The sequence below is a fragment of the Rhizobium sp. BR 314 genome (assembly GCF_047445805.1).
GTDB classification, from domain to species: Bacteria; Pseudomonadota; Alphaproteobacteria; order Rhizobiales; family Rhizobiaceae; genus Rhizobium; species Rhizobium lusitanum_B.
This window is the reverse complement of the sequence record NZ_JARWLA010000092.1, coordinates 1-3673: the sequence shown is the minus strand read 5'-3', so window position 1 is coordinate 3673 and position 3673 is coordinate 1. Positions and strand designations below refer to the sequence as shown.

Annotated in this window: 3 protein-coding genes; 2 read left to right on the top strand and 1 reads right to left on the bottom strand. The window is 58.2% G+C overall.

Features of this window, described 5'->3' with window-relative positions; translation table 11 throughout:
* The first annotated feature begins 547 nt into the window (after positions 1-547).
* Complete coding sequence (locus QD461_RS36410) at positions 548-1903, top strand: NfeD family protein (RefSeq protein ID WP_414091622.1); 1356 nt, start codon at positions 548-550, stop codon at positions 1901-1903.
* A gap of 36 nt (positions 1904-1939) precedes the next feature.
* The gene (locus QD461_RS36405; RefSeq protein ID WP_414091621.1) at positions 1940-2713 is read left to right on the top strand and encodes a slipin family protein; all 774 of its coding nucleotides are present in this window, start codon (positions 1940-1942) and stop codon (positions 2711-2713) included.
* Positions 2714-3001: 288 nt separating this feature from the next.
* Here QD461_RS36405 and QD461_RS36400 read toward each other — a convergent pair.
* Positions 3002-3673, bottom strand: a 672-nt coding sequence (locus QD461_RS36400; RefSeq protein ID WP_414091620.1) for an IS6 family transposase, incomplete at its 5' end; no start/stop codon positions are given.

The window sequence follows — 3673 nt, the reverse complement described above, 5'->3', positions numbered from 1 at the left end:
GCGCAGGCGGCTGATTTCCCATGAATCGCAGAAACTGGCCGCGTGGCAGCTTCTTGCGGAACTGCACCTCTCCCGCCATCGACGCGCCATGAAGCACGAAAACGTTCTTTGCCAGGTCTACCCCGATCATTATATCCTTCATCTGCCGCTCTCTCCGCTCAGTGGCCTATACGACCACATCCTTGGCACATCACGATGCCGTCTGGGGAGGGCGGCAACCACTCCATCTTAACCCGCTTGCCGAGCTTGATATACAGCTCGACCGCGCGAAGTCTGTCTGCGTAGGAATACATCAACTACCTCCCGGTGGTCCAAGTTTTCGCCCGCACCCCCTACGGGTCAGAGCGTTGTGAAACCCAAGATTTGCTGGATTGGTTCGGGAATCAGGGCGCGTTTTGTTTCGTCAAACCGCCGTTGTTGGCACTATTTTTCGATGTTGCGTGAATGCAGGAGGGTTTCTCTCCTTACTCTTTGGCTACGACGCCATATATTAAAGAACATGGATATTCAGCGATCTATAGCGCCGCACTTGAGAGCTTGGCGTCGCATGTCGTCCGTTCTCGCTTTGATGCTGGCTTTGGTATCCGCATTAGGCCTTACCGCCTTGGCGACCCCGGCGGCGGAGCGCGTGGCCATCGTCGTGAAGATCAACGGCGCCATCGGCCCGGCAATGGCCGATTATGTGAAACGCGGCCTTGAACGGGCCGGCGAACGCGGCGCGGGCCTGGTTGTGCTACAGATCGATACACCGGGCGGACTCGACACGTCGATGCGAGGCATTATCCAGGCAATTCTCGCCTCACGCGTGCCCGTGGCCGGATTTGTCGCGCCGAGCGGGGCAAGGGCTGCCAGCGCCGGCACCTATATTCTTTACGCCAGCCACATCGCGGCCATGGCGCCTGGCACCAATCTCGGCGCGGCAACTCCGATTGCCATCAACGGCGGACCTTTCGGTGGCGGCGCGCAACCCGACAAAGGCACCTCGAATGCTCCGGATAGCACGCGGGGGCAGTCTCCCCACGATCCCGGCGAAGCGAAGGTTGTCAACGATGCGGTGGCCTATATTCGCGGCCTTGCCGAGTTGCGCAATCGCAACGCTGACTGGGCAGAACGGGCCGTGCGCGAAGCTGCAAGCCTTTCATCGAGCGCTGCTGTGCGCGAGCACGTAGTCGATTTCACGGCAGTGACGATCGAGGATCTTCTCAAACAGGCGCAGGGGCGCACGGTTCGGGTCGGCCAGACGGATGTCCAGCTCGATACCGCGGGTCTTGCCGTCGAGGAATTCGAGCCGGACTGGCGGACGCGTCTACTTTCCGTGATCACCGATCCGAACATTGCGCTCATCCTCATGATGGTCGGCATCTACGGGCTGATCTTCGAATTTCTCACCCCGGGGACATTCGTTCCCGGGACCGTCGGCGGCATCTGCCTGCTGCTTGGTCTCTATGCCCTGGCATTGCTGCCGGTGAGCTACACCGGTATCGGACTGCTCATCCTCGGCATCGGACTAACTGTGGCTGAGGCACACTCTCCGACCTTCGGCGCACTCGGCATTGGCGGCGGGGTCGCGCTGGTGCTCGGTGCGGCCATCCTGTTCGATACTGAAATACCCGGCCTGCAAGTGTCTTGGACCGCATTGGGCAGCCTTGCCGTTGCCAGCCTTCTTTTCAGCCTGCTCGTAGCCCGTGTCGCGTTCATTTCGCGCTGGCGGCAAGTCGTCACCGGCTCGGAGCAGATGATCGGTATCTCGGGCACGGTTGAAAGCTGGACAGACACGTCGGGTTACGTCATCGCGCACGGCGAGCGCTGGAAGGCGGCGTCTACCGAGACGTTCAGCCCGGGCGACGATGTCAAGGTAATCAGGCGAAGCGGGCTGACGCTGGAAGTCACGCGGCGCTCATAGGCGGCCTAACGGTCTTCGGAAACAGGAGGAAAAGTCATGGGTATGTTTGCAGATCTAGCCTCATATCTTGTGGCCATCATTGTTTTGCTGATCATCATTGCCGCGGCGATCAAGATCCTGAGAGAATACGAGCGCGGCGTCATTTTCACGCTTGGCCGCTTCACTGGTATCAAGGGACCAGGATTGATCCTGCTCATTCCTTACGTCCAGCAGATGATACGGGTCGACCTGCGCACGCGGGTACTCGACGTACCCAGCCAGGATGTCATCTCGCATGACAACGTCTCGGTCCGTGTCAGTGCTGTCATCTATTTCAGGGTCATGGATCCTGAAAAGTCGACGATCCAGGTCGCAGACTTCATGATGGCGACAAGTCAGCTTGCCCAAACGACGTTGCGTTCGGTGCTTGGCAAGCACGACCTCGACGAGATGTTGGCTGAGCGGGACAGGCTCAATGAAGATATCCAAAAAATCCTCGACATCCAAACAGACGCTTGGGGCATCAAGGTCGCCAATGTTGAGATCAAGGATGTCGACATCAACGAATCCATGATCCGCGCAATCGCGCGCCAGGCTGAAGCCGAACGCGAGCGTCGCGCCAAGGTCATCAATGCCGAGGGCGAGCAGCAGGCGGCTGCCAAACTGGTCGAAGCGGCCGAAATCCTGGCCAGGCTACCGGAGGCAATGCAGCTTCGCTATTTGAGCACGCTAAACGTTATCGCTAACGAAAAGACGTCGACGATCCTGTTTCCCTTCCCGATGGAATTCGCCAATCTCCTTTTGGCCAAGATAGAACAACCGACGAAGTAGCCGAATACTGGAGTCTCACCCTAGGATCCGTCGCAGCTGATGCCATTGAAACCAATCTTATCGCAATCATTGGTTTTGAAGATATTTTGCGCCGGGATATCGATGCCGTTTAAAATGCTATCGACCCCCTGGAGCAACGGACAAGCCGAGTCAGATTGTCATTCGACACCGGCAAATGACCCTATCAGCATGAGGAGTTACAAAGAGCTACAGTGCATATCGGCGTCGAGACGGCATCGTAAAGTAACGGCCGAGCAGCAAAAGGATGACGCTCGTCGCAGGCACCGCTCATGCCCGTGCGATTTTCGTCCACAGGTTCATCGCCGCTGCGCGCAGTTCGCGATGATGGCCGGAGGGTATGTCGTGGCGTGGAATGTAGAACAGGTTGRCAATCGGATCATGGACGGAGATGAAGCGTTGCAAATGTCGCCTTGACTTGAAGCGCTTCATGATCCGCTCTCGCCGCCGGATCGGCTGGTGAGAGTTCTCCGCCCGATTGTTCAGGCCTTTGTGGGACCGATGCTCGACGCCGGGCATGATCYCCCGCTTTGCGACATCGTAGGAGCGAAGCTTGTCGGTGATCRTCACACGTGGCGTCCGACCGTGGCCTTTCAACAGCYYGCGCATCAGGMGCTTGGCCGCCTTGGCGTTGCGGCGACTTTGCACGAGAACGTCCAGGAYGAAGCCATCCTGATCGACAGCGCGCCAAAGCCAGTGTTTTGTGCCGCTGATCGAAACGACGGCTTCATCGAGATGCCATTTGTCGCCGAGCCGACCTGACGAACGCCGACGGATCTGATCGGCGAAGGTCCGTCCGAATTTCTCTGCCCACATCCGCACCGTCTGATGCGAGACGATTATCCCTCTCGCTGCCAACATGTCCTCCACCATTCGCAAGCTCAAGGGGAACCGAAAATACAGCCAAACCGCGTGGGCGATGATATCGGCTGGAAAGCGATG

Coding starts and splice junctions, on each gene's coding strand:
- QD461_RS36410 (WP_414091622.1), top strand. CDS start 548: ATGTCGTCCGTTCTCGCTTTGATGCTGGCTTTGGTATCCGCATTAGGC.
- QD461_RS36405 (WP_414091621.1), top strand. CDS start 1,940: ATGGGTATGTTTGCAGATCTAGCCTCATATCTTGTGGCCATCATTGTT.